This window comes from Frankia sp. AiPs1 (assembly GCF_023716945.1).
Taxonomy (GTDB): Bacteria; Actinomycetota; Actinomycetes; order Frankiales; family Frankiaceae; genus Frankia.
On the sequence record NZ_JAMQQF010000385.1, the window covers coordinates 1 to 5,707 of the forward strand.

A 5,707-nucleotide genomic window follows, 5' to 3' on the forward strand; every position below is an offset into this window, starting at 1 on the left:
GGTACGGGCCGCGCGGGACGGCCGCTCGGTCCTGGTGAGCTGGCGCCCGTCGACGACCGCCGGCGAGGTGCGGTACCGGGTCACCCGGTTCACCGCCGACGGCGTCGGCCGGGCGGTCGGCGTGACCGCGGGCAGCAGCCTCGAGGACGGCGGCGCACCGCCGGACGGGGCCATTCCGCGTTACGAGGTCGCCGCGGGCGCGGGTGGTGCCTGGTCTGCGCCGGTCGGGACGGCCGAACCCGGCCCGCCGCCCGCCGATCCGATGTCGCCCGCCGACCTGCCGGAAGCAGTCTGCGCCGCGCCTGCCATCGGCGCCGCCGACGCCCTGTCCCCGCCCGGCGGGCTACGGTGGGTTGATGAACGGCTGCAATGGACCTGGCCGGCCGGCTGCACGGAGATGATGGTGGTCTGTCGGTCGGACGGGCCGCCGACGGCCGCCGACGATCCCCGCGCACAGGCCCGCAAGGTGACCAACACCCGCTACGAGATCGACGGCGGAGTTCCCCTCCCGCCGGGCCGGCCCCTGCACGTCGCATTGTTCAACTGTGCGCGTCAGGCGGGGCGACTGACCGTGGCAGCCTCGGCCGGGGCCCGACTCCGGCTTGTGCCGGGGGGCGACGGGACTGGCCGGTGAGGGCCCGGGCGACGGTCGCCGTCCTGGTCGCTGGCTGCCTGTTCTACCTCGGGCTGATTGGCTGGCGCGGTGTCGTCCTGCTCGCAGATGATCGCTGGGCGGCCCGCGGCCTCGGCGCCGGGGTGCTGTTGCTGCCCGTGGTCGGGCTCGTCGTCATCGCGCGCGAACTGCGGTTCGGCCGCGAAAGCGGCCGGCTCACCCGCCTGCTGGCAGCCAGCACGGAGGTCGGCGTCGGCCTCGGGATCGCCAGCGAGATCGCCAGCGGGATCGCCAGCGAGATCGAGGCCGGCGAGCCAGCCCTGGTTCGCCGGCCTTCGGGGCGCATCGATCGGTCCTCCGCCGACGCCGTGTTCGCGCGAAGGCGCGCCGAGGTGGAGGCGGACCCGGACGACTGGCGGCGCTGGTACCGGCTGGCGGTCTCCTACGGCGACGCTGGCGACACCCGCCGGGGACGCGCCGCGATGCGGCACGCGATCGTCCTCGAACGCGATCCCCGCTGATCGACCGGGCCGGTTCCGGGAATCGGCCGGGAAGTGGCCGCCCGATTGCCAGCCGACTCTGCCCGCGACGCACCGCAGCATCCACGGAGCGGGACGGCAGCGATTTGCTCACCGAATGTGAACGGTTCAGCCGCAGCATTGACCATCCACGCGACCTGATCAGTTGTGCTGCCCGGCCGCGGATTTCCTGGTAACAGGCCGACGTCGAGGGAGGGGCGGTGGACTAACCGGCCGATGCCCTGTGTACCATGCCCCAGAGGTCGGTGTAGCCGGCCGTCTAGACTACTGGGGGGTAGGGCTGTGGTGGTGTCGCGCGGCCTTTCCTGGCCGATCCGGCAGTTGCTGTGCTGACCACCCGGGGCGGACCGACGGCTACGGTGATCCCTCGATTCCGGATGATCTGAGGTTCGGTTTCACCTGCTCACGCGGCGCCGTCCGACCCGCTGCGCCGCACTCCTGCCTGGCTCTCGGGATGCGGTCCATCCGCACCGCCGCCCGTCCCACCGGCGGTCGGTGGCCACCTTCCAGGGTCCTCGATGTCTCAGATCCGGGAGCACTCGACGTGCGTGCGATAGTGACCGGCGGCGCCGGTTTTCTCGGCAGTCACCTCTGTGAACGTCTGCTCGGCGACGGCTACGAGGTCATCTGCTTCGACAACTTCCTCACCGGCCGGCCGGACAACGTCGAGCACCTGCTCGCCGATCCCCGCTTCCGTCTGGTCAACCGGGACGTGAATGACTTCATCTACGTTTCCGGCCCGGTCGACGTCGTACTGCACTTCGCCTCCCCGGCATCGCCTCTTGATTACTACGAGCTGCCGATCGAGACGCTCAAGGTCGGGTCGCTCGGCACGTTCCACGCCTTGGGCCTCGCCCGGGAGAAGCGCGCCCGATTCCTGCTCGCATCCACCTCGGAGTCCTACGGGGACCCGCAGGTCAATCCGCAGCCGGAGACCTACTGGGGCAACGTGAACCCGGTCGGCCCGCGCAGCGTCTACGACGAGGCGAAGCGTTTCGCCGAAGCCGTGACGATGGCCTACCGCCGCAAGCACGGTGTCGACACGGCGATCGTGCGGATCTTCAACACCTACGGTCCTCGGATGCGCGTGAATGACGGGCGTGCCATCCCCGCCTTCGTCTCCCAGGCGTTGCGCGGCGAGCCCATCACCGTCGCCGGGGACGGCTCCCAGACCCGGTCCATCTGCTACGTCGACGATCTGATCGACGGGATCGTCCGGCTGCTGCACTCGGACCTGCCCGGCCCGGTGAACATCGGCAACCCGCACGAGATGTCGATCCTCGACACGGCGAAGGTCGTGCGTGACCTGTGCGGGTCGACGGCGCCGATCACCTTCGTCCCCCGCCCGCAGGACGATCCCTCCGTCCGGCAGCCGGACATCACCATCGCCCGGACCCGGCTCGGCTGGGAGCCGAAGACGAGCCTGCACGACGGCCTGACCCGGACGATCTCCTGGTTCGCCGGCCAGCTCGCCGAGAGCCGCCAGGTCGCCTGAGCGCGCGGTGCGCTCCGTCGGCATCACCAGACGTCTCGCGACCAGCTCGGGCTCGGTTCGGCTCGGCTCGGGTTCGGGGCTGCTTTGCGGCCCCGAATTCACCGGCGTTGTTCGGTCGCAGCGCGTGCGCGAGGTCACCGGGGATCCGGGTCCGCGGAGTTTCCGGCGGCGACAGTCCCGCCACGGCGCTCAGGGTGTCGCCGCGACAGCGGTGGGCCGGGCCTCCGTCGGTGTTGGCGCCTCTGGAGCGACAGCCGGCCCGAGAGCCCGTGCGTCGGCCCGGTCAGCGGCCGCCGGTCCACCGGGGAAAGCAGGGGCGGTGCCCGTTCGACCTGGGGGTTATGTTCTCCTGTGCCTGTTGTCCGCGCTGCCTGCGTTGTGGTGCCCCTCGCGCCGTCCGCCGGGAACCCGGGTCATCCGGGGCGACGAACAGCCGGTCGCCTCGACAGCCGGGGTTGCTGCGGAGTCGAGTTGGCGGTGAGCGAGCTGACGGCGGGCGAGTTGACGGTGAGCGAGTTGACGAAGAGGAACTGGATGGCCGAGGTATGACGTCACCGGACCGGACCGGAACCGTTCTGGTGACCGGAGCCGCGGGATTCATCGGCTCGCACACATGTGTCGACCTGCTCGCGGCAGGGCACCGAGTGATCGGTGTGGACAACTTCGTCAACAGCTCGCCGCGGGCGCTGGATCGGCTGCGCAAGGTCGCCGACCGGGACCTCGAGTTCGTCCGGCTCGACGTTCGTGACCGGGCGGCTCTCGGCGAGGTGTTCCGCCGCCAGCCGATCGACGCCGTGATCCACTTCGCCGCTCTCAAGGCGGTGGGCGAGTCGGTCGACACTCCGCTGGAGTACTACGACACCAACGTCAACGCCACCCTTGGCCTGGTCCGCGTCATGGCCGAGCACGGCGTGCACCGACTGGTCTTCTCCTCGTCCTGCTCCATCTACGGCACGGTCGACACGGTGCCGATCACCGAGGACACCCCGGCCCGGCCGACCAACCCCTACTCGCGCACCAAATGGATGTGCGAGCAGATCCTTGCCGACGTCTGCGCCCGCGATCCGGCCTGGCAGGTCATCTCCCTGCGGTACTTCAACCCCACCGGCGCGCACGAGTCGGGCCTGCTCGGCGAGGATCCCCACGGGGTGCCGAACAACGTCATGCCCTACCTCGCCCAGGTGGCGGTGGGCCGCCGCGCCGAGCTGTCCATCTTCGGTGACGACTACCCCACCCCCGACGGCACCGGGGTGCGCGACTACATCCACGTGGTCGACCTCGCCGAGGGCCATCGCCTGGCCCTCGACCACCTCGCCGACCGGTCGGGGCACCGGGTCATCAACCTGGGGACCGGCGCCGGGACGTCCGTGCGGGAGCTGCATGCGGCGTTCTCCGTCGCCTGCGGCCGGGATCTTCCGTGCCGCGTCGTGGCTCGGCGGCCCGGGGACGTCGCCGCGCTCGTCGCCGACGCCACGCTCGCCCGCGAGGCGCTCGGCTGGACCGCTCGCCGCAGCGTCGCGGACATGTGCCGGGACGCCTGGCAGTTCCAGCGCCTCAATCCACGGGGGTACGACGATGAGGAGGAGCCTGATGAGCACGTCGGACAGTCATGAGGACGCGGCGGCGCCGGGCAGCGGGCCCCGACCGCGGTTGACGGTCATCGGAACCGGCTACCTCGGCGCCACGCACGCGGTCTGCATGGCCGAGCTGGGCTTCGAGGTGCTTGCCGTCGACGTCGACCACTCGAAGATCTCCCGGCTCTCCGCGGGCGAGATCCCGTTCTTCGAGCCCGATCTCGCCGACCTGCTGCGGGCGAACCTCGCGACCGGCCGGCTTCGCTTCACGACCTCCTTCGAGGAGATCGCCGAATTTGGCGACGTGCACTTCGTGTGCGTGGGCACGCCGCAGCGTCCCGACGGCTACGGGGCGGATCTCAGCCATCTCAACGCGGCCATCGAGCGGTTGGCGCCCCTGCTGACCAGGCCGTGCCTGGTGGTCGGCAAGTCCACTGTCCCGGCCGGCACGGCCGCCGGGATCGCCCGCAGCCTCGCCCGGCTCGCCCCGGCGAACGCCGGGGGAGATGCCGACATCGTCTCCGACCTGGCCGGCGTGCAGCTCGCCTGGAACCCGGAGTTCCTGCGCGAGGGCTTCGCCGTCGCCGACACCCTGCATCCCGATCGGCTTGTGTTCGGGGTCGCCTCGCCCGCCGCCGAGGGGGCGCTGCGGGCCGCCTTCGCCCCAGTGATCGCCCAGGGCGTGCCGGTGATCGTGACCGACTACGCGACCGCCGAGCTCGTCAAGACCGCGGCGAACTCCTTCCTCGCCACGAAGATCTCCTTCATCAACGCGATGGCCGAGGTGTGCGAGGCCGTCGACGCCGACGTGCTCACCCTGGCCGAGGCGCTGTCCCACGACGTCCGCATCGGTGGCAACTTCCTGCGCCCCGGGGTCGGGTTCGGCGGCGGCTGCCTGCCCAAGGACATCCGCGCCTTCCAGGCCCGTGCCGACGAGCTCGGTGTCGGCGTCGCGCTGCGGTTCCTGCGCGAGATCGACGAGATCAACAACCGGCGCCGGGACCGGGTCGTCGACCTGGTCGCCGCGGCGCTCGACGGCACGCTGGCTCATCGGCGGCTGCTCGTGCTCGGTGCCGCCTTCAAGCCCAACTCGGATGACGTGCGCGACTCGCCGGCCCTCGCGGTCGCGGACCTGTTGGCCCGCACCGGCGCCGACGTGACGGTCGTCGACCCGGTGGCGACCCCCAACGCGCGCCGCGCCCTGCCCAGCGTCACCTACAGCGAGACCGTCGAGGACGTGGCCGCGGACGCCGACGCCGTCGTGCTGCTCACCGAGTGGCGCCAGTTCGCCGAGCTCGACCCGGCCCGGCTGGGTCAGCTCGTCCGCCGCAAGCTGATCATCGATGCCCGGCACGCCCTCGACGGCGACCGGTGGCGCCAGGCCGGCTGGGTCTACCTGGCCCCAGGCCGACCCACCGGCGTCATCCCCAGCCCCGTGCCGGAACAGCGGCCGCGGTTCGGGCTGCCCGCCGCGGCCGGCCCCGAC

Annotated in this window: 4 protein-coding genes and 1 pseudogene; all 5 read left to right on the plus strand. The window is 71.6% G+C overall.

The window, feature by feature from the left end:
• Positions 1 to 634: pseudogene (locus ND748_RS23500) on the plus strand (hypothetical protein); the annotation flags it as partial.
• Positions 631 to 1,134 (plus strand): hypothetical protein, encoded by a 504-nt coding sequence (locus ND748_RS23505; protein WP_251748131.1) that lies wholly within the window; start codon positions 631 to 633, stop codon positions 1,132 to 1,134. The pseudogene ND748_RS23500 and the gene ND748_RS23505, both read left to right, overlap by 4 nt.
• 562 nt (positions 1,135 to 1,696) lie before the next feature.
• Complete coding sequence (locus ND748_RS23510; RefSeq protein WP_251748132.1) at positions 1,697 to 2,647, plus strand: UDP-glucuronic acid decarboxylase family protein; 951 nt, start codon at positions 1,697 to 1,699, stop codon at positions 2,645 to 2,647.
• Positions 2,648 to 3,192: 545 nt separating this feature from the next.
• Complete coding sequence (gene galE, locus ND748_RS23515) at positions 3,193 to 4,260, plus strand: UDP-glucose 4-epimerase GalE (RefSeq protein WP_251748133.1); 1,068 nt, start codon at positions 3,193 to 3,195, stop codon at positions 4,258 to 4,260.
• Positions 4,238 to 5,707: UDP-glucose/GDP-mannose dehydrogenase family protein (locus ND748_RS23520; RefSeq protein WP_251748134.1), on the plus strand; the 1,470-nt coding region annotated here is incomplete at its 3' end. The genes galE and ND748_RS23520, both read left to right, overlap by 23 nt.